At 65.5% G+C, this 20,307-nt stretch carries 26 protein-coding genes; 25 read left to right on the top strand and 1 reads right to left on the bottom strand.

All coding sequences use genetic code 11. The features are described from left to right. The first annotated feature begins 165 nt into the window (after nucleotides 1–165). The 19 genes from GD429_RS19855 to tatC all read left to right on the top strand — a co-directional run bounded on the left by GD429_RS19855 (nucleotide 166) and on the right by tatC (nucleotide 13,821). Complete coding sequence (locus GD429_RS19855; protein ID WP_152859191.1) at nucleotides 166–1,092, top strand: ABC transporter ATP-binding protein; 927 nt, start codon at nucleotides 166–168, stop codon at nucleotides 1,090–1,092. Beyond that, nucleotides 1,089–1,844, top strand: coding sequence for an ABC transporter permease (locus GD429_RS19850; protein WP_096472291.1), 756 nt, complete (start codon nucleotides 1,089–1,091; stop codon nucleotides 1,842–1,844). The genes GD429_RS19855 and GD429_RS19850 overlap by 4 nt, the downstream gene beginning before the upstream one ends. 55 nt (nucleotides 1,845–1,899) lie before the next feature. Further along, the gene (locus tag GD429_RS19845) at nucleotides 1,900–2,139 is read left to right on the top strand and encodes a BolA family protein (RefSeq protein WP_006477131.1); all 240 of its coding nucleotides are present in this window, start codon (nucleotides 1,900–1,902) and stop codon (nucleotides 2,137–2,139) included. A 14-nt stretch (nucleotides 2,140–2,153) separates the two neighbouring features. After that, nucleotides 2,154–3,503 (top strand): UDP-N-acetylglucosamine 1-carboxyvinyltransferase, encoded by a 1,350-nt coding sequence (murA, locus tag GD429_RS19840; protein ID WP_105391632.1) that lies wholly within the window; start codon nucleotides 2,154–2,156, stop codon nucleotides 3,501–3,503. Further along, the gene (gene hisG, locus GD429_RS19835) at nucleotides 3,500–4,153 is read left to right on the top strand and encodes an ATP phosphoribosyltransferase (RefSeq protein WP_034183648.1); all 654 of its coding nucleotides are present in this window, start codon (nucleotides 3,500–3,502) and stop codon (nucleotides 4,151–4,153) included. Before murA ends, hisG begins: the two co-directional genes overlap by 4 nt. A 24-nt stretch (nucleotides 4,154–4,177) precedes the next feature. Then, the gene (gene hisD / locus GD429_RS19830; protein ID WP_034183649.1) at nucleotides 4,178–5,494 is read left to right on the top strand and encodes a histidinol dehydrogenase; all 1,317 of its coding nucleotides are present in this window, start codon (nucleotides 4,178–4,180) and stop codon (nucleotides 5,492–5,494) included. Between the two features lie 130 nt (nucleotides 5,495–5,624). Further along, nucleotides 5,625–6,698: a histidinol-phosphate transaminase gene (hisC, locus tag GD429_RS19825; RefSeq protein ID WP_105391631.1), complete on the top strand. Its 1,074-nt coding sequence runs from the start codon at nucleotides 5,625–5,627 to the stop codon at nucleotides 6,696–6,698. Nucleotides 6,699–6,763: 65 nt separating this feature from the next. Next, entirely contained in the window at nucleotides 6,764–7,351 is a 588-nt protein-coding gene (gene hisB / locus GD429_RS19820; RefSeq protein ID WP_011546606.1) for an imidazoleglycerol-phosphate dehydratase HisB, read from the top strand. Between the two features lie 61 nt (nucleotides 7,352–7,412). Next, nucleotides 7,413–8,033, top strand: coding sequence for a MarC family protein (locus tag GD429_RS19815; protein ID WP_072443888.1), 621 nt, complete (start codon nucleotides 7,413–7,415; stop codon nucleotides 8,031–8,033). Further along, entirely contained in the window at nucleotides 8,030–8,671 is a 642-nt protein-coding gene (gene hisH, locus GD429_RS19810) for an imidazole glycerol phosphate synthase subunit HisH (RefSeq protein ID WP_034183652.1), read from the top strand. Before GD429_RS19815 ends, hisH begins: the two co-directional genes overlap by 4 nt. Before the next feature lie 163 nt (nucleotides 8,672–8,834). Beyond that, nucleotides 8,835–9,590, top strand: a complete 756-nt coding sequence (hisA, locus tag GD429_RS19805) for a 1-(5-phosphoribosyl)-5-[(5-phosphoribosylamino)methylideneamino]imidazole-4-carboxamide isomerase (protein ID WP_124501181.1) — start codon at nucleotides 8,835–8,837, stop codon at nucleotides 9,588–9,590. A gap of 107 nt (nucleotides 9,591–9,697) precedes the next feature. After that, the gene (gene hisF, locus GD429_RS19800) at nucleotides 9,698–10,471 is read left to right on the top strand and encodes an imidazole glycerol phosphate synthase subunit HisF (RefSeq protein WP_034183654.1); all 774 of its coding nucleotides are present in this window, start codon (nucleotides 9,698–9,700) and stop codon (nucleotides 10,469–10,471) included. Next, nucleotides 10,471–10,887 carry a phosphoribosyl-AMP cyclohydrolase gene (gene hisI, locus GD429_RS19795; RefSeq protein WP_105391630.1) on the top strand — a complete coding sequence of 139 codons (417 nt, stop codon included), beginning with the start codon at nucleotides 10,471–10,473 and terminating at the stop codon, nucleotides 10,885–10,887. Before hisF ends, hisI begins: the two co-directional genes overlap by 1 nt. Then, nucleotides 10,884–11,249 carry a phosphoribosyl-ATP diphosphatase gene (locus tag GD429_RS19790; RefSeq protein ID WP_006485344.1) on the top strand — a complete coding sequence of 122 codons (366 nt, stop codon included), beginning with the start codon at nucleotides 10,884–10,886 and terminating at the stop codon, nucleotides 11,247–11,249. Before hisI ends, GD429_RS19790 begins: the two co-directional genes overlap by 4 nt. Before the next feature lie 71 nt (nucleotides 11,250–11,320). Then, nucleotides 11,321–11,713: a DUF4870 family protein gene (locus GD429_RS19785; RefSeq protein WP_034183656.1), complete on the top strand. Its 393-nt coding sequence runs from the start codon at nucleotides 11,321–11,323 to the stop codon at nucleotides 11,711–11,713. Nucleotides 11,714–11,744: 31 nt separating this feature from the next. Next, a complete protein-coding gene (locus GD429_RS19780) occupies nucleotides 11,745–12,110 on the top strand; it encodes a histidine triad nucleotide-binding protein (RefSeq protein ID WP_152859189.1) in 366 nt (121 codons plus the stop codon). A 93-nt stretch (nucleotides 12,111–12,203) separates the two neighbouring features. After that, on the top strand, nucleotides 12,204–12,434 hold the full coding sequence (gene tatA / locus GD429_RS19775; RefSeq protein WP_034183658.1) for a Sec-independent protein translocase subunit TatA: 231 nt from the start codon (nucleotides 12,204–12,206) through the stop codon (nucleotides 12,432–12,434). A gap of 26 nt (nucleotides 12,435–12,460) precedes the next feature. Then, entirely contained in the window at nucleotides 12,461–12,991 is a 531-nt protein-coding gene (gene tatB / locus GD429_RS19770; RefSeq protein ID WP_152859187.1) for a Sec-independent protein translocase protein TatB, read from the top strand. A gap of 41 nt (nucleotides 12,992–13,032) precedes the next feature. Continuing rightward, complete coding sequence (gene tatC, locus GD429_RS19765) at nucleotides 13,033–13,821, top strand: twin-arginine translocase subunit TatC (RefSeq protein ID WP_096472298.1); 789 nt, start codon at nucleotides 13,033–13,035, stop codon at nucleotides 13,819–13,821. 204 nt (nucleotides 13,822–14,025) lie between these two features. Here tatC and GD429_RS19760 read toward each other — a convergent pair whose 3' ends face one another. Beyond that, a complete protein-coding gene (locus GD429_RS19760; protein WP_152859185.1) occupies nucleotides 14,026–15,231 on the bottom strand; it encodes a Do family serine endopeptidase in 1,206 nt (401 codons plus the stop codon). A 21-nt stretch (nucleotides 15,232–15,252) separates the two neighbouring features. Here GD429_RS19760 and GD429_RS19755 point away from each other — a divergent pair, with 21 nt between their 5' ends. The 6 genes from GD429_RS19755 to GD429_RS19730 all read left to right on the top strand — a co-directional run bounded on the left by GD429_RS19755 (nucleotide 15,253) and on the right by GD429_RS19730 (nucleotide 20,299). Further along, on the top strand, nucleotides 15,253–15,999 hold the full coding sequence (locus tag GD429_RS19755) for a Nif3-like dinuclear metal center hexameric protein (RefSeq protein WP_152859183.1): 747 nt from the start codon (nucleotides 15,253–15,255) through the stop codon (nucleotides 15,997–15,999). 218 nt (nucleotides 16,000–16,217) lie between these two features. Next, nucleotides 16,218–16,838: a ubiquinol-cytochrome c reductase iron-sulfur subunit gene (gene petA / locus GD429_RS19750; RefSeq protein WP_152859181.1), complete on the top strand. Its 621-nt coding sequence runs from the start codon at nucleotides 16,218–16,220 to the stop codon at nucleotides 16,836–16,838. Continuing rightward, on the top strand, nucleotides 16,838–18,220 hold the full coding sequence (locus GD429_RS19745) for a cytochrome b (protein ID WP_152859179.1): 1,383 nt from the start codon (nucleotides 16,838–16,840) through the stop codon (nucleotides 18,218–18,220). The genes petA and GD429_RS19745 overlap by 1 nt, the downstream gene beginning before the upstream one ends. 21 nt (nucleotides 18,221–18,241) lie before the next feature. Continuing rightward, on the top strand, nucleotides 18,242–19,000 hold the full coding sequence (locus GD429_RS19740) for a cytochrome c1 (RefSeq protein WP_152859177.1): 759 nt from the start codon (nucleotides 18,242–18,244) through the stop codon (nucleotides 18,998–19,000). Between the two features lie 94 nt (nucleotides 19,001–19,094). Beyond that, nucleotides 19,095–19,706 carry a glutathione S-transferase N-terminal domain-containing protein gene (locus GD429_RS19735; protein WP_006400565.1) on the top strand — a complete coding sequence of 204 codons (612 nt, stop codon included), beginning with the start codon at nucleotides 19,095–19,097 and terminating at the stop codon, nucleotides 19,704–19,706. Between the two features lie 71 nt (nucleotides 19,707–19,777). Continuing rightward, nucleotides 19,778–20,299, top strand: coding sequence for a ClpXP protease specificity-enhancing factor (locus tag GD429_RS19730; RefSeq protein ID WP_152859175.1), 522 nt, complete (start codon nucleotides 19,778–19,780; stop codon nucleotides 20,297–20,299). Nucleotides 20,300–20,307 lie beyond the last annotated feature (8 nt).

Raw genomic sequence — 20,307 nt, 5'->3', positions numbered from 1 at the left:
AGCCGGCGCGTGCAAGCTTCAGGCCGCGCGCCTTCTGCGCCGGCTCCACCAGCCGGTTTGCCCTATAATCAAGCGTTTTGCGGGGCAGCCAATCGGCGTCCGGCCCCCATTTTCTTTCGCAGCAAGCACAGAATAGGCGTCGCGGCCATTGCGTCGCGCACAGTCATGTCAGCCATAGAAATCCGTCACGTCAAGAAGCGCTACAAGTCGCTTCAGGCGCTCAAGGGCGTCAGCCTGTCGGTCGAGGAAGGCGAGTTTTTCGGTCTGCTCGGCCCCAACGGCGCAGGCAAGACCACGCTCATCAGCATCCTCGCCGGGCTTGCCCGGGCCGACGAAGGCAGTATCTCGGTGCTTGGCCACGACGTCGTCAAGGACTTCCGTGGTGCGCGCCGCGCACTCGGCGTCGTGCCGCAGGAACTCGTTTTCGACCCGTTCTTCACCGTCCGCGAGACGCTGCGCATCCAGTCCGGCTATTTCGGGCTGCGCCGCAACGACGACTGGATCGACGAAGTGATGGCCAATCTCGATCTCACCGAGAAGGCCGATGCGAACATGCGCGCGCTGTCGGGCGGGATGAAGCGCCGCGTGCTCGTCGCGCAGGCGCTCGTGCACCGGCCGCCCGTGATCGTGCTCGACGAGCCGACCGCCGGCGTCGACGTCGAATTGCGCCAGACGCTGTGGAAATTCATCTCGCGCCTGAACCGCGAGGGTCACACGATCGTGCTGACCACCCATTACCTCGAGGAAGCCGAGTCGCTGTGCGACCGCATCGCGATGCTGCGCCGTGGCGAAGTGGTCGCGCTCGACCGCACCGACGCGCTGCTGCGCCGCTTCGCGGGGCTGCAGCTCTACCTGCGCCTGGCGACCGGCGCGCTGCCGGCCGAGCTGCGCGGGCTGGAGACCGATCCGGCCGCACGCGCGCCGGGCGAGCACCTGCTGCGCCTCACGAGCTACGACGATGTCGAACGCATCCTCGCGCAGTGCCGCGCGGCGGGCGGCACGTTCGACGAGATCGAGGTCCGCAAGGCCGACCTCGAGGATGTGTTCGTCCAGGTGATGAACGGGGCCGAGGTGATCGAGGGGCTGGCATGAGCGGTTTTCAAACGCTGTTCTACAAGGAACTGCTGCGCTTCTGGAAGGTGTCGTTCCAGACCGTGTGCGCGCCGATCGTGACGGCGCTGCTGTATCTGACGATCTTCGGCCACGCGCTGTCGGGCCGTGTCGAGGTGTATCCGGGCGTCGAGTACGTGAGCTTTCTCGTGCCGGGCCTCGTGATGATGAGCGTGCTGCAGAACGCGTTCGCGAACAGCTCGTCGTCGCTGATCCAGTCGAAGATCACCGGCAACCTGGTGTTCATGCTGCTGCCGCCGCTGTCGTACCGCGACATCTTCGGCGCGTACGTGCTCGCGTCCGTCGTGCGCGGGCTCGCGGTCGGCACGGGCGTGTTCGTCGTGACGATCTGGTTTATCCCGATGCATTTCGCGGCGCCGCTGTTCATCATTGCGTTCGCGCTGCTCGGCTCGGCGATCCTCGGCACGCTCGGCTTGATCGCCGGAATCTGGGCCGAGAAGTTCGACCAGCTCGCCGCGTTCCAGAACTTCCTGATCATGCCGCTGACGTTCCTGTCCGGCGTGTTCTATTCGACGCACTCGCTGCCGCCCGTGTGGCGCGAGATCTCGCGTCTCAATCCGTTTTTCTACATGATCGACGGCTTCCGTTTCGGGTTCTTCGGCGCGTCCGACATCAACCCGTTCGCGAGCCTCGCGATCGTCGCCGGTTTCTTCGTGCTGCTCGCGATGGTCGCGATGCGGCTGCTCGCGACCGGCTACAAACTGCGTCATTGATATCGACAGGCAGCGGCCGCCCCGGGGCGGCGCGCGCCGACAGGAGCCTTACACCATGTTGCCGACTCCCGAACAGGTCAAGCAATACATCGCCGGCGGTCTCGCCTGCACGCATCTGGAAGTCGAAGGCGACGGCCAGCATTTCTTCGCGACGATCGTGTCGGCGGCCTTCGAAGGCAAGCGGCCGATCCAGCGGCACCAGCTCGTCTATGCGGCGCTCGGCGATCGCATGAAGCAGGAAATCCACGCGCTCAGCATGAAGACGCTGACGCCCGCCGAATGGCAGAACGCATAACCGGAATTCACTGAGTGCAAGTCACCGTCAACGAGCGCGACGCCGTCCAGAGCGTCGCCACGGCACACCCGGCCGCCAACGGGGAATTGCAGGGACATGGGATGGACAAGCTCGCGATCGAAGGCGGCCGCCGCCTGTCCGGCGAGATCGTCGTGTCGGGCGCGAAGAACGCCGCGCTGCCGATCCTGTGCGCGGGGCTGCTCACCGCCGATCCGGTCGATCTCGACAACGTGCCGAACCTCAAGGACGTGCGCACCACGCTGAAGGTGCTGAACCAGATGGGCGTGAAGAGCGAGACCGACGGCTGCCGTGTGCAGCTCGACGCGTCGCGCGTCGACAACCTCGTGGCGCCGTACGAGCTCGTGAAGACGATGCGCGCGTCGATCCTCGTGCTCGGGCCGCTGCTCGCGCGCTTCGGCGAGGCGAAGGTGTCGCTGCCGGGCGGCTGCGCGATCGGCGCGCGTCCGGTCGACCAGCACATCAAGGGCCTGCAGGCGATGGGCGCCGAGATCAGCATCGAGCACGGCTTCATCGAAGCGCGCGCGAAGCGCCTGAAGGGCGCGCGCATCGTGACCGACATGATCACGGTGACGGGGACGGAAAACCTGCTGATGGCCGCGACGCTCGCGGACGGCGAAACGGTGATCGAGAACGCGGCCCGCGAACCGGAAGTGAGCGATCTCGCACACTTGCTGGTCGGGATGGGCGCGAAAATCGACGGCATCGGCACCGATCGCCTCGTGATCCAGGGCGTCGAGCGGCTGCACGGCGCGCGCCATTCGGTGATTCCCGACCGCATCGAGGCCGGCACGTTCCTGTGCGCGGTCGCGGCGGCGGGCGGCGACGTGATGCTGACGGGCGTGCGCCCGCACATCCTCGACGCGGTGATCGACAAGCTGCGCGAAGCCGGCGTGTCGATCGAGGAAGGCGACAGCTGGCTGCGCGTGAAGATGGACCGCCGGCCGTCGGCGGTGACGATCCGCACGTCGGAATACCCGGCGTTCCCGACCGACATGCAGGCGCAGTTCATGGCCCTCAATACGGTCGCGACGGGCACCGCGCAGGTCGTCGAAACGATTTTCGAGAACCGCTTCATGCACGTGCAGGAGTTGAACCGGCTCGGCGCGAACATCACGATCGACGGCAACACCGCGCTCGTGACGGGCGTCGAGAAACTGTCGGGCGCGAACGTGATGGCGACCGACCTGCGCGCGTCGGCGAGCCTCGTGATCGCCGGGCTGCGTGCCGACGGCGAAACGATCGTCGACCGCATCTATCACCTGGACCGCGGTTACGACCGCATGGAAGCCAAACTGACCGCCGTCGGCGCGAACGTGCGCCGCCTCTCCGGGAGCCAAGCATGAGCGTGCCGCTGACCCTCGCCCTGTCGAAGGGCCGGATTTTCGAGGAAACCCTGCCGCTGCTCGCCGCAGCCGGCGTGCAGGTGGCCGAGGATCCGGAAACGTCGCGCAAGCTGATCCTGCCGACGACCGATCCGAACCTGCGCGTGATCATCGTGCGCGCGAGCGACGTGCCGACCTATGTCGAATACGGCGCGGCCGATTTCGGCGTGGCCGGCAAGGACGTGCTGGTCGAGCATGGCGGCTCGGGCCTGTACCAGCCGATCGATCTGAACATTGCACGCTGCCGGATGTCGGTGGCCGTGCCGGCCGGCTTCGACTACGCGAACGCGGTGCGCCAGGGCGCGCGCCTGCGGGTCGCGACGAAGTACGTCGAAACGGCACGCGAGCACTTCGCGGCGAAGGGCGTGCACGTCGACCTGATCAAGCTGTACGGCTCGATGGAACTTGCGCCGCTGGTCGGCCTGGCCGACGCGATCGTCGACCTCGTCAGTTCGGGCGGCACGCTGAAGGCGAACAATCTGGTCGAGGTCGAGGAGATCATGGCGATCTCGTCGCGCCTCGTCGTGAACCAGGCTGCGCTGAAGTTGAAGCGCGCGGCGCTCAAGCCGATCCTCGACGCGTTCGAACGCGCGTCGCAGAATGGCGGTTGAGCGCATCACCGTAACGGAACTCCCATGGCCATCACCATCCGCAAACTCGATTCGACGAGCGACGGCTTCGACGCCGCGCTGCGTGCGGTGCTCGCATTCGAAGCGAGCGAAGACGAGGCGATCGAGCAATCGGTCGCGCAGATACTCGCCGACGTGAAATCGCGCGGCGACGCCGCGGTGCTCGAGTATACGAACCGTTTCGACCGGCTGAACGCGGACAGCGTCGCCGCGCTCGAACTGCCGCAGGATGAACTGCAGACGGCGCTCGACGGCCTCGCGCCGAAGGCGCGCGCGGCGCTGGAAGCGGCCGCGGCGCGCGTGCGCGCGTACCACGAGAAGCAGAAGATCGAGTGCGGCACGCATAGCTGGCAGTACACGGAAAGCGACGGCACGGTGCTCGGCCAGAAGGTCACGCCGCTCGACCGCGTCGGCCTGTACGTGCCGGGCGGCAAGGCCGCGTATCCGTCGTCGGTGCTGATGAACGCGATTCCCGCGCGCGTCGCGGGCGTCGGCGAGATCGTGATGGTCGTGCCGACGCCGGACGGCGTGAAGAACGACCTCGTGCTCGCCGCGGCGCTGCTCGGTGGCGTCGATCGCGTGTTCACGATCGGCGGCGCGCAGGCGGTCGGCGCGCTCGCGTACGGCACGGCGACGGTGCCGCCCGTCGACAAGATCTGCGGGCCCGGCAACGCGTATGTCGCGTCGGCGAAGCGCCGCGTATTCGGCACGGTCGGCATCGACATGATCGCGGGGCCGTCGGAAATCCTCGTACTGTGCGACGGCACGACCGATCCGAACTGGGTCGCGATGGACCTGTTTTCGCAGGCCGAGCACGACGAACTCGCGCAGTCGATCCTGCTGTGCCCGGACGCCGCGTTCCTCGAGCGCGTCGAGAAGGCGATCAACGAGTTGCTGCCGTCGATGCCGCGCCAGGACGTGATCCGTGCGTCGCTCGAAGGCCGCGGCGCGCTGATCAAGGTGCGCGACATGGCCGAGGCATGCCGGATCGCGAACGACATCGCGCCCGAGCACCTGGAAATCTCGGCGCTGGAGCCGCAGCAATGGGGCCAGCAGATCCGCCATGCGGGCGCGATCTTCCTCGGCCGCTACACGAGCGAGAGCCTCGGCGACTACTGTGCGGGCCCGAACCACGTGCTGCCGACGTCGCGCACCGCGCGCTTCTCGTCGCCGCTCGGCGTGTACGACTTCATCAAGCGCTCGAGCCTGATCGAGGTCAGCGCCGAAGGCGCGCAGACGCTCGGCGAGATCGCGTCCGAACTCGCGTATGGCGAGGGGCTGCAGGCGCACGCGAAGAGCGCCGAGTTCCGGATGAAGGGGTAACCCGCGCGCTCTGCGCGGGGCCGGGGCGGGCGCTGACGCGCCGCTCCCGGCTGAGGAGACGCAGCGCAGGGCGGCAGCCGCCGCCTTGCCGACCATTTGATGCCGGCGCGACGCACGCCGGCTTGAAACCATGACGACGCCACAAGACATCATCCGCCGCGACGTGCTCGCGATGACGAGCTACCCGGTGCCGGACGCGAGCGGGTTCGTGAAGCTCGACGCGATGGAGAACCCGTACCCGCTGCCCGAACCGCTCGCCGCGGCGCTCGGCGAGCGTCTCGCGCAGGTCGCGCTGAACCGTTACCCGGCGCCGCGCCCGGCCGCGCTGCTCGACAAGCTGCGCCACGCGATGGGCGTGCCGGCCGCATGCGACGTGCTGCTCGGCAACGGGTCGGACGAAATCATCAGCATGATCTCGGTCGCGTGCGCGCAGCCGGGCGCGAAGGTGCTCGCGCCGGTGCCGGGCTTCGTGATGTATGAACTGTCCGCGAAGCTCGCGCAGCTCGAATTCGTCGGCGTGCCGCTGAAGGCCGACCTGACGCTCGACGTCGACGCGATGCTCGCGGCGATCGCCGAGCACCGCCCGGCGATCGTCTATCTCGCGTACCCGAACAACCCGACCGGCACGCTGTACGACGATGCCGACGTCGAGCGGATCGTCGCGGCCGCGCGGCACAGCCTGATCGTGATCGACGAGGCGTACCAGCCGTTCGCCGAGCGCTCGTGGCTGCCGCGCGCCGCCGAGTTCGACAACGTCGTCGTGATGCGCACGGTGTCGAAGCTCGGCCTCGCGGGCATCCGCCTCGGTTATCTCGTCGGGCGGCACGCATGGCTGACCGAATTCGACAAGGTGCGCCCGCCTTACAACATCAACGTGCTGACCCAGGCGACCGCCGATTTCCTGCTCGACCACCTCGACGTGCTCGACGCGCAGGCGGCCGAACTGCGCGCGGAACGCACACGCCTCGCGCAGGCCGTGGCCGCGCTGCCGGGCGCGACGGTGTTCCCGAGTGCCGGCAATTTCCTGCTGGTGCGCGTGCCGGACGCGGCCGCCGTGTTCGACGCGCTGCTCACCGAGCGGGTGCTGGTCAAAAACGTGAGTAAAATGCATCCGTTACTGGCCGAATGCGTGCGGCTGACTGTCGGTTCTCCCGACGAAAACGCCCGCCTGCTGGCCGCTTTGAAACTCGCGCTGCCCGGTTGAGCCCAGGGCGCGGCGGCGCGCGACGATCAATCCCCATTTACATCAGACTCAATCAAGGAATTGCCATGCGTGTGGCGGAAGTCGTTCGCAATACCAGCGAAACGCAGATCCGTGTGAAGCTCGATCTCGACGGCACCGGCCGGCAGAAGCTGGCCACCGGCGTGCCGTTTCTCGACCATATGCTCGACCAGATCGCGCGACACGGTCTGGTCGATCTCGAGGTCGAAGCGCATGGCGACACGCATATCGACGACCACCACACGGTCGAGGATGTCGGCATCACGCTCGGGCAGGCCGTCGCGAAGGCGATCGGCGACCGCAAGGGCATCCGCCGCTACGGCCATTCGTACGTGCCGCTCGACGAGGCGCTGTCGCGCGTCGTGATCGACTTCTCGGGCCGGCCGGGCCTCGAATTCCACGTGCCGTTCACGCGTGCGCGGATCGGCACGTTCGACGTCGACCTGTCGATCGAATTTTTCCGCGGTTTCGTGAACCACGCGGGCGTCACGCTGCACATCGACAACCTGCGCGGGATCAACGCGCACCATCAGCTCGAGACGGTGTTCAAGGCCTTCGGCCGTGCGCTGCGCGCGGCGGTGGAACTGGACGAGCGTGCGGCGGGGCAGATCCCGTCGACGAAGGGCAGCCTCTGAACTTCCGAACGGACGGACGCCAAGGACAACCTCACGGCTTCGGCGCGCGCGCCGGCTTGCGATGGATCTGCTCAAATCGTTCATTTCGCTGCTTGCGCTGATCAACCCGATCGGCGCGGTGCCGTTCTTCCTGAGCCTGACGGCGCAGCAGACGGACATCGAGCGGCGCCGCACGATCCGGATCGCATCGGTGTCGGTGTTCTGCGTGATGACGGTGACGACGCTGCTCGGGCAGCAGATCATCGACTTCTTCGGCATTTCGGTCGGTTCGCTCGAAGTGGGCGGCGGGATCATCATGCTGCTGATGGCGATCAACATGCTGAACGCGCAGATCGGCAACACGCGATCGACGCCGGAGGAGCGCCACGAGGCCGAGCTGAAGGACAACATCGCGGTCGTGCCGCTGGCGATTCCGCTGCTCACGGGCCCCGGCTCGATCAGCACGGTGATCATCTATGCGGCGAATTCGCGTCACTGGTATGAGCGGGCCGGGCTGGTCGCGATCGGCGCGGTCCTGGCTTTGCTGTGTTTCGTCGCGATGCGGCTCGCCGAGCCGATCGCGAACTGGATCGGCCGCACGGGCATCAACATCGCCACGCGGCTGATGGGTCTGATGCTGTCGGCGCTGGCGGTGGAATTCATCGTCAATGGACTGAGGGCGCTACTGCCTGCACTGAGATGAAAACTTCGATTGCGATTGTGGATTATGGGATGGGCAACCTGCGCTCGGTCGCGCAGGCGCTCAAGAAGGCCGAACCGGCCGCCGACGTGGCGATCGTCGACACGCCGGCCGCGATTCGCGCGGCCGACCGCGTCGTGCTGCCCGGCCAGGGCGCGATGCCCGACTGCATGCGCTGCCTCGGCGAATCGGGCCTGCAGGAGGCCGTGATCGAGGCGTCGCGCACGAAGCCGCTGCTCGGCGTGTGCGTCGGCGAGCAGATGCTGTTCGACTGGAGCGCGGAAGGCGACACGAAGGGCCTCGGCCTGCTGCCCGGCAAGGTCGTGCGCTTCGAGCTCGACGGCCGGCTGCAGGACGACGGCTCGCGCTTCAAGGTGCCGCAGATGGGCTGGAACCGCGTGCGTCAGACGCAGCCGCACCCGCTGTGGGACGGCGTGCCCGACGACGCGTATTTCTACTTCGTGCACAGCTATTACGTGAAGCCGGACAACCCGGCGCATACGGTCGGCGAAACGGCATACGGCGCGCCGTTTACGTCCGCGGTCGCGCGGGATAACCTCTTCGCGACCCAATTCCACCCCGAGAAAAGTGCGGAGGTCGGGTTGCGTCTGTATCGCAACTTCGTACACTGGAAACCGTGAACGTCGCGTGCGTGCCACAGTCGGCGGGCCGGAGAGGCCCGTCTTACGGGGCTCGCGCGCCAAAGCGCCGAAAGAGTTGTACTAAACTAGCGAGACGGCGCGGTACCGGGTTGGCCGGTACGCGCCGGATTCTTTTCTTCCTCCACGACGATACCCGATTGCTATGTTGCTGATTCCGGCCATCGATCTCAAAGACGGTCAGTGTGTGCGCCTGAAACAGGGCGATATGGACCAGGCCACGATTTTCTCCGAGGACCCGGCGGCGATGGCCCGCAAATGGGTGGATCTCGGCGCCCGGCGGCTCCATCTGGTCGACCTGAACGGCGCGTTCGCCGGCAAGCCGAAGAATCTCGAGGCGATCGAAGCGATCCTCGACGAAGTCGGCGATGAAATCCCCGTACAGCTCGGCGGCGGCATCCGCAGCCTCGAGACGATCGAGAAGTACCTCGACGCGGGCCTGTCCTACGTGATCATCGGCACGGCGGCCGTGAAGGATCCGGGCTTCCTGCAGGACGCATGCACCGCGTTCGCAGGCAATATCATCGTCGGGCTGGACGCGAAGGACGGCAAGGTCGCGACCGACGGCTGGAGCAAGCTGACGGGCCACGAAGTGATCGATCTCGCGCGGAAGTTCGAGGACTACGGCGTCGAATCGATCGTCTACACGGACATCGGCCGCGACGGGATGCTGCAGGGCATCAACATCGAGGCGACCGTGAAGCTCGCGCAGGCGGTCGGCATTCCGGTGATCGCGAGCGGCGGCCTGTCGAACCTCACGGACATCGAGAATCTGTGCGAGGTGGAAGAGCACGGCGTCGAAGGCGTGATCTGCGGCCGTGCGATCTACTCCGGCGATCTCGATTTCGCGGCCGCGCAAAAGCGCGCGGACGAACTGAACGGCGAGCTCGACAACGCGTAAGCGCGGTTGTCCCGTTCGCCGGGGCTGCCCACAGGGCGGCCCCGACCGGAAGCCTCGCGCGAGGCTTCCGTAACCGGCCGTCCCATCGCGGCATTTGGCGCAACATCATGGCTCTAGCTAAACGCATCATCCCCTGCCTGGACGTGACCGCCGGGCGTGTCGTCAAGGGCGTCAATTTCGTCGAGCTGCGCGACGCGGGCGACCCCGTCGAAATCGCCCGCCGTTACGACGACCAGGGCGCCGACGAACTGACGTTCCTCGACATCACCGCGACGTCCGACCAGCGCGACCTGATCCTGCCGATCATCGAGGCGGTGGCGTCGCAGGTGTTCATTCCGCTGACCGTCGGGGGCGGCGTGCGCGCCGTCGAGGACGTGCGGCGCCTGCTGAACGCAGGTGCGGACAAGGTCAGCATGAATTCTTCGGCGGTCGCGAACCCGCAACTCGTGCGCGACGCGGCCGACAAGTACGGCTCGCAGTGCATCGTCGTCGCGATCGACGCGAAGCGCGTGTCGGCCGACGGCGAGACGCCGCGCTGGGAAGTGTTCACGCACGGCGGCCGCAAGGGCACGGGCCTCGACGCGATCGAATGGGCGCGCAAGATGGCCGAGCTCGGCGCGGGCGAGATCCTGCTCACGAGCATGGACCGTGACGGCACGAAATCGGGTTTCGACCTCGCGCTCACGCGCGGCGTGTCGGACGCGGTGCCGGTGCCGGTGATCGCGTCGGGCGGCGTCGGCTCGCTGCAGGATCTCGCGGATGGCATCAAGGACGGCCGTGCCGACGCGGTGCTGGCCGCGAGCATCTTCCACTACGGCGAGCACACGGTCGGCGAGGCGAAGCGCTTCATGGCCGATCAGGGCATTCCGGTGAGGCTGTGATGAATACGGAAACGAAATCCCTGCCCGCGTGGCTCGACAAGGTTCGCTGGGACGACCACGGCCTCGTGCCGGTGATCGCGCAGGAAGCGTCGACGAACGACGTACTGATGTTCGCGTGGATGAACCGCGAGGCGCTGGCGAAGACGATCGAGACGCAGCGCGCGGTCTACTATTCGCGCTCGCGCAAGCGCCTGTGGTTCAAGGGCGAGGAGTCGGGCCACGTGCAGCACGTGCACGAGGTGCGGCTCGACTGCGACGAGGACGTCGTGCTGCTGAAGGTCGAGCAGGTGTCGGGCATCGCGTGCCACACCGGCCGGCATTCGTGCTTCTTCCAGAAATTCGAGGGCACTGTCGACGACGGCGACTGGGTCGCGGTCGAACCGGTGCTGAAAGATCCCGAACATATCTACAAATGACGCAATCGACCGAAGACACGCTGCTGCGCCTCGCGGCCGTGATCGATAGCCGCAAGGGCGGCGATCCCGACCAATCGTACGTATCGCGCCTGTTCCACAAGGGCGACGACGCGGTGCTGAAGAAGATCGGCGAAGAGGCGACGGAAGTCGTGCTGGCCGCGAAAGACGTGCGCCAGGGCGGCGCGCCGACCGCGCTCGTCGGCGAGGTGGCCGACCTGTGGTTCCACTGCCTCGTGATGCTGTCGCACTTCGACCTGAGCCCGGCCGACGTGATCGCCGAGCTCGAGCGCCGCGAAGGGTTGTCGGGCATCGAGGAGAAGGCGCTGCGCAAGCGTCGCGAGCGCGAGGAAAACGGCGGGTGACACGCTTGCGCCCGCCGCGGTGGCGACAGTGCGGTAAGCTGTAAGAATTGTCATCTAACGGGGGTAGCATCATGACCGACACACCAAGCCAGTTTCCGCCGCCGTCGGTGCCGGGGGCCGCGGACGCCGAACGCCTGAACGGGCTGCGCACGCTGACTCACGTGCTCTATGGCCTCTACGCGTTTCATTGGCTGACGGGCGGCGTCACGGGCATCATCGCGATCATCATCAACTACGTGAAGCGCGGCGATGTGGCCGGCACGCCGTACGCCGATCACTTCGAGTGGCAGATCCGCACGTTCTGGCGCGCGCTGATCGCCTATGTGATCGGGTTCGCGCTGGCGTTCGTGGTGGTCGGATTCGCAGTGATGTTTGTCACATGGATCTGGACGCTGTACCGTATCATCAAGGGTTGGCTGTACCTGAACGACAACAAGACGCTCGATCCGCAGGCGTGGTTCTGACCGGCCGCGGCGGACGTTTCGCAGGAGCAACATGAGTCACGATCCGAATTGCCTGTTCTGCAAGATCGCGGTAGGCGAGATCCCGAGCACGAAGGTGCACGAGGACGACGAATTCGTCGCGTTCCGCGACATCCGCCCGGCGGCCGAGACGCACGTGCTCGTGATTCCGCGCCGGCACCTGCCGACGCTGTCGGCGGTGAGCGACGGCGATGCGCCGATGCTCGGCCGGCTGATGTTGTTCGTCGCGCGCCTCGCCGACCAGCTCGGCGTCGCGTATACGGGCGGCGAAACCGGTTTTCGCACGGTGATCAACACGGGTCCCGGCGGCGGGCAGGAGGTTTACCACCTGCACGCGCATATCCTGGCCGGCCCGCGTCCGTGGCATCGGATGGGTTGACGGCGCGGGGCGTTTCCCCGCATCGATAGTCGAAGCCGGCGCGTCGCCGGCGATTTGCGCCGCGCAACGGCGTGGTTGAGGAGAGGTTTCATCATGGGTGGATTGAGCATTTGGCACTGGCTGATCGTGCTGCTGATCGTCGCGCTGGTTTTCGGTACGAAGAAGCTGCGCAACATCGGCAACGATCTCGGCAGCGCGGTGAAGGGTTTCAAGGACGGCATGAAGGAAGGCGAAACGCCGGCCGACGCGCAGCAACTGCCGCGCTCGGGCTCGGTTGACGTCAACGCGAAGGAAACGACGCGTTCCGATTCGAACAAGGCGTAACGCCGGCACGCTGACAGGCATTTGCGATGCTGGATCTCGGTCTTACGAAGATGGCGCTGATCGGCGTCGTCGCGCTCGTGGTGCTCGGCCCCGAGCGCCTGCCGCGCGTCGCGCGTACGGCAGGCGCATTGTTCGGCCGTGCGCAGCGGTACATCAACGACGTGAAGGCCGAGGTCTCGCGCGAAATCGAACTCGACGCGCTGCGGACGATGAAGACCGATTTCGAGTCGGCCGCGCGCAATGTCGAGACGACGATTCACGACAACCTGCGCGAGCACGAGAAGGAGCTGAACGACACGTGGCATTCCGCGGTCGAAGGTCTTAACGAGGCCTCCGGCGACGCCGGGTCGTACGGTTCCGACACGCCCGCGGCGCCGTCGTGGCGCGGCAGTACGGCCGCGCTCGCGCCGAAGCGCCGCAACTGGCGTGTCAAGCAGGCGGCGACGCCTGTCTGGTACAAGCGCACGACCACCCGCCGCACGCATGTGCAGTCGGGCGCCGCGCGTGTCGCGCGCCACCAGCCGGCCAGCCTGCGCCGGCCGACGCGCTTCTTCTGAGTCGAGCGCATGCTCGCTCGTCAATCCTACCGAGGGCCGGTGTGAGCGACCCCCAGCAGAACCCGGGCGACGCCCCGGAAGAAACCTTCATTTCCCATCTCGTCGAGCTCCGCGATCGCATCATTCGCGCGGGGCTGGCCGTGATCGTCGTGTTCCTCGGGCTCGTCTACTGGGCGCCCGACATCTTCAAGCTGCTCGCGCGGCCGCTGATGGAGAACCTGCCGAAGGACGGCAAGATGATCGTCACCGACGTCACCGGCTCGTTCTTCGTGCCGATGAAGGTCACGATGCTCGTCGCGCTCGTGATCGCGCTGCCGATCGTGCTGTACCAGATCTGGGCGTTCGTCGCGCCGGGGCTGTACCAGCACGAGAAGAAGCTCGTCGTGCCGCTCGTCGGCAGCAGCTACGTCCTATTCCTGTGCGGGATGGCGTTCGCGTACTTCCTCGTGTTTCCGACGATCTTCCGCGTGATGGCGCACTACAACGCGCCGCTCGGCGCCGAGATGACGACCGACATCGACAACTACCTGAGCTTCGTGCTCGGGATGTTCATCGCGTTCGGGGTCACGTTCGAGGTGCCGATCGTCGTCGTGCTGCTCGTCCGGATGGGCGTGCTGACGGTGAAGAAGCTGAAGGAAATCCGGCCGTACGTGATCGTCGGCGCGTTTGTCGTCGCGGCGGTCGTCACGCCGCCGGACGTGTTCTCGCAACTGATGCTCGCGTTGCCGCTGATCGTGCTGTACGAGGCCGGGATTCTGGCCGCGCGGTTCGTCGTACCGAAGAAGCCGGCCGAAGAGGGCGAGGCGGGGAACGGCGAAGCCGCGAGTTGACGACGGTGCGCCGGGCGGCGCGCGGCGGGTGGCCTTCTTCCGGCCATGCCTGTGCGGCCCGGTGGCGTTGGCGGCCGGAAGGCGGGCGTTGAGGCCACATCCGCGGCAACAAGGTCTTCGATGCAAAGCAAAAGGGCAGCCACCGGCTGCCCTTTTGCGTTTTCGCCTGCGGCCGGCACGCGTCGGCGCGCCGCCCGCCGAACGTCACTCGGTGTCGCTGTCCTGTTCGTCGAGCGTCTGCTTCGGCGGCGGCGGGCGCTTGCCGATCACGACGCTCATGTCGAACTCCTTGCCCTTGCGCACGACGTGCACCTTGGTCGGCGTGCCCGGCTTGATCTGCGCGACGACGTTCAGCAGCTTCGTCGTATCGGTGATCTCCTCGCCGTTGACCGTGACCAGGATGTCGCCCGGCTTGATGCCGGCCTTGTCGGCCGGGCCGCCCTGCAGCACGCCCGCAACGATTGCGCCCGATTTCTGCTGGAGCCCGAACGACTCGGCGATCTCCGGCGTGACGTCCTGCGGCTCGACGCCGATCCAGCCGCGCGTGACCGAGCCCGTCGTGATGATGCTTTCGAGCACCGTGCGCGCGGTCGATACCGGAATCGCGAAGCCGATGCCGAGCGAGCCGCCCGAGCGCGAGTAGATCGCCGTGTTGATGCCGAGCAGGTTGCCGTTCACGTCGACCAGCGCGCCGCCCGAGTTGCCGGGGTTGATCGGCGCGTCGGTCTGGATGAAGTTCTCGAACGTATTGATGCCGAGATGGTTGCGGCCGAGTGCGCTGATGATCCCCATCGTGACCGTCTGGCCGACGCCGAACGGGTTGCCGATCGCGAGCACCACATCGCCGACCCGCGACTGGTCGGAGCGGCCGAGCGTGATCGTCGGCAGGTTCGTCATGTTGATCTTCAGCACGGCGAGATCGGTCTCGGGATCGCTGCCGATCACCTTCGCGGTGGCCGTGCGGCCATCGGCGAGCGCGACTTCGATCTGGTCGGCGCCGTCCACGACGTGCTGGTTCGTTAGAATGTAACCTTCAGGGCTCACGATAACGCCCGAGCCGAGGTTGGCTGCCGGTTCGTCCTGCTGCTTGCGGGCGTTGCGGTCGCCGAAGAAGTAGCGGAACAGCGGATCTTTCGCGCGCGGGTCGGGCGGCAGCGAGCCGTCCTTGCTGGAGAATACGTTGACGACGGCCGGCATCGCCTTCTGCGCGGCTTCCGCGTACGACGTGGTCGCCGGTGCGCCGCCGATGCCCGGTGCGACTTCCCGCAGCGCAACGATCGGCGTGGCGAGCTGCTTGCCGAGCTGTCCTTGCCGTTGCAGCCATTGCGGCTTGAGCGTCACGACGATGAACATCAGCGCGAGCAGCACGGTAACCGCCTGCGCGAAGAACAGCCAGAAGCGTCTAAGCATCTGAATGGATTAGAGGTTTATATGGATCGGATCGAACTTGAATTGTACTTGAACAATACCCTCGAAACCGCGCGCTTCAAGGACTATTGCCCGAACGGCCTCCAGGTCGAGGGGCGCCGCAAGATCGAGAAGATCGCCACCGGCGTGACGGCGTCGCTTGCGTTCCTCGAAGCCGCGCTCGAATGGGGGGCGGATGCCGTGCTCGTCCATCACGGCTATTTCTGGCGCAACGAGGCCCCGCAGATCACCGGCCGCAAGTACCAGCGCCTGAAGCTGCTGCTCGCGAACGACCTGAACCTGTTCGCGTTCCACCTGCCGCTCGACGCGCACCCCCGGCTCGGCAACAACGCGCAGCTCGGCGAGAAGCTCGGGCTGATCGGCGAGCAGCGTTTCGGCGACGGCGACCTCGGCTGGATGGCGACGCTGCCGATGCCCGTCACGCTCGAGCACTTCGTCGCGAAGGTCGAGCGCACGCTCGGCCGCACGCCGCTCGTGCTTGGCGATCCGGACCTGCAGCTGCGCCGCATCGCGTGGTGCACGGGCGCCGCGCAGAGCTACTTCGACGCGGCGATCGACGCCGGCGCGGACGTGTACCTGACGGGCGAGGTATCCGAATACGTGACGCACACGGCCGCCGAGAGCGGTGTCGCGTTCGTTGCGGCAGGGCACCATGCGACCGAACGCTACGGAATCCAGGCGCTTGGCGCCCACTTGTCCGAGGAATTCGATCTCGAACACCTTTTTATCGATATTCATAATCCGGTCTGAACGCCGGATTTGCGGCAGCGCATCGAAATTCCTCAATGTAGCGAATGCTTAAAAGAGAAATGATTTAATCGCTCCGATAGTGGGGGATAACCCTTAACTATCAAACACTTCGAAGGGATTTTCATCTCCGGGCCTTGTAAATGGCGACTCCATTCGAGCAAACTAGCGGCGGAATGGAAAGTCGTGACGGAAAATCCAACTCAGAAGTGGGGCGTGTGATGCGAGACAAGGAAGAGAAACGCGTCGACAGCGGCCGCCGTACCTGGCTGATTGCGACATCCGTAGCAGGTGGCGTGGGAGGCGTAGCCACCGTCATACCTTTCGCGGCGTCGCTTGCGCCGTCCGCGAAAGCGAAAGCGGCCGGTGCACCGGTCGAGGTCGACATCAGCAGCCTGAAGCCCGGCGAGATGGTTACCGTGCCGTGGCGCGGCAAGCCCGTCTGGATCCTGAATCGCACCGATTCGATGCTGGCCGACGTGGTCAAGGCCGACAAGGAAGTGGCCGATCCGACCACGAAGTCCCCGTATTCGATGCCGTTGCCCGCGTATTGCGCCAACGAATATCGCTCGCGGACCGATCGCAAGAACATTCTCGTCGTGATGGCCGTGTGTACGCACCTCGGCTGCACGCCTAGCCAACGCTTCACGACGGGTCCGCAGCCGAACCTGCCGGACGACTGGCCGGGCGGTTTCCTGTGCCCGTGCCACGGTTCGACCTACGACCTCGCCGGCCGTGTGTTCAAGAACAAGCCGGCGCCTCAGAATCTCGACATCCCGCCCTACATGTTCACGTCGGCGACGACCCTCGTGATCGGCAAGGACGAGAAAGGAGAAGCGTGATGGCCGCCGACAACAAGGAAGTCTCCACGACAGGCCTCACCGGCTGGATCGACCAGCGCTTCCCGCTCACGTCCACGTGGAAGAAGCACGTTTCCGAGTACTACGCGCCGAAGAACTTCAACTTCTGGTACTTCTTCGGCTCCCTCGCGCTGCTCGTGCTCGTCAACCAGATCGTCACGGGCATCTTCCTGACGATGAACTACAAGCCCGATTCGACGCTCGCGTTCGCGTCGGTCGAGTACATCATGCGCGAGGTGCCGTGGGGCTGGCTGATCCGCTATCTGCACTCGACCGGTGCATCGATGTTCTTCGTGGTCGTCTACCTGCACATGTTCCGCGGGCTGCTGTACGGGTCGTACCGCAAGCCGCGCGAGCTCGTGTGGATCTTCGGCTGCGCGATCTTCCTGTGCCTGATGGCCGAGGCGTTCTTCGGCTACCTGCTGCCGTGGGGCCAGATGTCGTTCTGGGGCGCGCAGGTGATCGTGAACCTGTTCTCGGCGATCCCGTTCGTCGGCCCCGACCTGTCGCTGTGGATTCGCGGCGACTACGTCGTGTCCGACGTCACGCTGAACCGCTTCTTCGCGTTCCACGTGATCGCGATTCCGCTCGTGCTGATCGGCCTCGTGATCGCGCACCTCGTCGCGCTGCACGAAGTGGGGTCGAATAACCCGGACGGCATCGAGATCAAGGCGAAGAAGGACGAGAACGGCATTCCGCTCGACGGCATTCCGTTCCATCCGTACTACTCGGTGCACGATTTCCTCGGCGTGTGCGTGTTCCTGATGGTGTTCGCGCTGATCGTGTTCTTCTCGCCGGAGATGGGCGGCTACTTCCTCGAGGCGAACAACTTCGTCCCGGCGAACCCGCTGCAGACGCCGCCCGAGATCGCGCCGGTCTGGTACTTCACCGCGTTCTACGCGATGCTGCGCGCGACCACCGACCCGTTCAAGCTCGTGCTGATGATCGTGATCGCGCTGCTCGGCGTGCTCGCGCTGATCCGCGCGCGCGGCAAGTGGAAGGTCGGGCTGCCGGTGCTGGCCGCGGCGATCGTCGTGTTCATGTACCTGACGGAGTCGAAGTTCTGGGGCGTCGTCGTGATGGGCTCGGCGGTGATCACGCTGTTCTTCCTGCCGTGGCTCGACCGCAGCCCGGTGAAGTCGATCCGCTACCGGCCGCTGTTCCACAAGGTGTTCCTCGGGATCTTCGTCGTGGCGTTCCTGACCCTCGCGTTCCTCGGCACGCGGCCGCCATCGCCGGCTGCGACGCTGATCGCGCAGGCCTGCGCGCTGATCTACTTCGCGTTCTTCCTCGGCATGCCCGTCTGGACGCCGCTTGGCACGTTCAAGCAGCCGCCGGAGCGGGTGCGCTTCAAGCCCCATTAATGTGAGCGAGGAGAGAACGACATGAAGAAACTGCTTTCGACACTCGCGCTGATCGGGGCGACCGCGTGTGCGCTGCTGGTGGCGCCGGCCGTGCGGGCGGAAGGTAATTTTCCGCTCGACCGGGCGCCCGATAACACGGAAAATCTCGTTTCGCTTCAGCACGGCGCGCAATTGTTTGTAAACTATTGCCTGAACTGCCACAGCGCGAACCTGATGCGCTACAACCGTCTGACGGATCTGGGCATATCCCAGAAGGAGATCGAAACGAATCTCCTGTTCACGACCGACAAGGTCGGAAGCACGATGTCCGTCGCGATGCGGCCCGAAGACGCGAAGAACTGGCTAGGCACCTCGCCGCCCGACCTGTCGGTCGAGGAGCGCGCGCGCGGCCGCGACTGGCTGTATACGTATCTGCGGAGTTTCTACCGCGACGATACGCGGCCGTCCGGCTGGAACAACGCGGTGTTCGAGAACGTCGGCATGCCCCATGTGTTGTGGCAACTGCAGGGGCAGCGCGTTGCCAAATTCGAAGACAAGACGGACGAGGAGACGGGCGAGAAGGTCCACACGCTCGTCGGCTTCCAGCAGGTCGTGCCGGGGACGCTGTCGTCGCCGGACTATGATGCTGCGGTTGCCGACCTGGTGGCCTATATGACATGGATGTCCGAGCCGGCCCAGCAGACCCGCAAGCGCCTCGGCGTGTGGGTGCTGGTCTTTCTCGGTGTCCTGACTTTCCTGGCCTGGCGGCTCAATGCCGCGTACTGGAAAGATATCAAGTAAACACGCCTGACCGGCGTGGGGCCGGCGCAACGCGGAACCCGTGAAAGGGGTTTCGCCGCGTGCCGGCCCTCGGCTTTTTTGAGGAAACGCAAATATGATGGTTCTGTATTCCGGCACAACTTGCCCGTTCTCCCAGCGTTGCCGGCTGGTGCTGTTCGAGAAGGGCATGGACTTCGAAATCCGAGACGTCGACCTGTTCAACAAGCCGGAAGACATTTCGGTGATGAACCCGTACGGTCAGGTGCCGATCCTGGTCGAGCGCGACCTGATCCTGTACGAATCGAACATCATCAACGAGTACATCGACGAGCGCTTCCCGCATCCGCAACTGATGCCGGCCGACCCTGTGCAGCGCGCACGCGCGCGCCTGTTCCTGCTCAACTTCGAGAAGGAACTGTTCGTTCACGTCAGCACGCTCGAGAACGAGAAGGGCAAGGCAGCGGAGAAGAATCACGAGAAGGCACGCCTCGCGATCCGCGATCGCCTGACGCAGCTCGCGCCGATCTTCGTGAAGAACAAGTACATGCTCGGCGAGGAGTTCTCGATGCTCGACGTCGCGATCGCACCGCTGCTGTGGCGCCTGGATCACTACGGCATCGAGCTGTCGAAGAACGCTGCGCCGCTGATGAAGTACGCCGAACGGATCTTCAGCCGTCCGGCCTATATCGAAGCACTGACGCCGTCCGAAAAGGTCATGCGTCGTTGATGATGCAATGAAGGCAAGACGGAGAGGGCGGTGCGGCGTGCCGCGCGCCCGCTCCGGGTTCGAGGATTGTGATGCAAGAGATTTCAACGAAGCCTTATCTGCTGCGCGCGTTGTACGAGTGGTGCACCGATAACGGTTACACGCCGCATATCGCGGTGAGGGTCGACAACTCGACGCGCGTGCCGCGTCAGTTCGTGCGTGACGGCGAGATCGTGCTCAACATCAGCTTCGAGGCGACGAGCCAGTTGCAGATGGGCAACGAGTGGATCGAGTTCACTGCCCGGTTCTCCGGGAAGGCGCACAAGATCGAGATTCCGGTTGCCAACGTGCTCGCGATCTATGCGCGCGAGAACGGGCAGGGGATGGCGTTCCAGGTCGATGCGGTCGCGGGCGAAGGTGAGGATTCGGGCACGTTCGACGATGAAGCCGCGCAGGCGGATGACGTGCAGCGCGACGAGTCTTCGGCTACGTTGACGCCGGTGGCAGACAGCGGCGCGAACGAGGAACCCTCCGAAGGGGCCGACGAACCGCCGAAAACCGACGGCGACGGCTCGAAAGGCAGCAGCAGACCTCGCCTCAAGATCGTGAAATGAGGTAGAAT

Source organism: Burkholderia sp. BE17, from assembly GCF_009362305.1.
Lineage (GTDB): Bacteria > Pseudomonadota > Gammaproteobacteria > Burkholderiales > Burkholderiaceae > Burkholderia > Burkholderia pyrrocinia_C.
This window is presented reverse-complemented; position numbering and strand designations above follow the sequence as displayed.